Origin of the sequence: Paraburkholderia caffeinitolerans (assembly GCF_902859945.1) — a bacterium.
In the GTDB taxonomy this organism is placed as follows: domain Bacteria; phylum Pseudomonadota; class Gammaproteobacteria; order Burkholderiales; family Burkholderiaceae; genus Paraburkholderia; species Paraburkholderia caffeinitolerans.
In genome coordinates this window covers 1-941 of the sequence record NZ_CADIKL010000119.1, presented here as the reverse complement: position 1 = coordinate 941, position 941 = coordinate 1, and the positions used below count along the sequence as shown (strand labels likewise).

1 protein-coding gene is annotated in these 941 nt (G+C 61.3%); it reads right to left on the bottom strand.

Translation table 11 applies throughout. The features are described from left to right. Nucleotides 1-43: 43 nt before the first annotated feature. Nucleotides 44-941, bottom strand: an 898-nt coding sequence (locus HV773_RS36530; protein WP_175198558.1) for an IS256 family transposase, incomplete at its 5' end; no start/stop codon positions are given.

The window sequence follows — 941 nt, the reverse complement described above, 5'->3', positions numbered from 1 at the left end:
GAACCTGTCCGCATTTTTGTGGGCGAGGCGGTTAAAGGAATCGTTACCCGCGCGCCTGCGTGAATCGGTCGCCAAACAGGATAGCAAACTGGTTCATCGCCGACTTCCAGTCGAAGGCGGCGCGAACGGACTTTGCCAGGACATTGCGTAGCGCCAGCCAGAGCAGCTTGATGGCTGCCTCGTCATTCGGGAAGTGGCCACGGGTTTTGATGATCTTGCGCAACTGCATGTTCAGACTCTCAATGGCATTCGTTGTGTACACAACGCGCCGGATCTCCGGTGGAAACGCGAAGAATGGCGTGACGTGCTCCCATGCGCGTTGCCATGACTGCACGATCATCGGGTATCTGAGGCCCCATGGGCCGTCCGCAAACGCCTGCAGCGCCTGCTGCGCGGCCTGCTCGCTGGCGGCGGAGTAGACCGGTCGCAATGCCGCCGCAAGGGCCTTGCGGTCCTTGTAACTGGCGTAATCCAGACTGTTGCGGATCAGATGCACGATGCAGGTCTGTACGGCCGTGCGGGGGTAAGCGGTGCCGATTGCGTCGGCCAGTCCCTTCAGGCCGTCGACCACCGCAATCAGGATGTCCTGGCAGCCACGGGCCTTCAGTTCGTTGAACACCTTGAGCCAGAACTTCGCGCCCTCGGTCTGCTCGATCCACAGGCCCAATACATCGCGCTGACCATCCGCCTGAATGCCCAGTGCCAGATAGACGGCCTTGTTGCTGACCACGCCGTCGTCGCGGATCTTGACGCGCAGGGCGTCGAAGAACACCACCGGGTACATCGCCTCGAGTGGACGGCTCTGCCAGAGCAGCGTTTCGGCCATCACCTCGTCGGTGACCGAGCTGATGAAATCGGGCGATACCTCGGTGCCGTAGCTTTCGGCCAGAAAGGCCTGAATCTCGCGCACACTCATGCCGCGCGCGTACATCGCGATGATG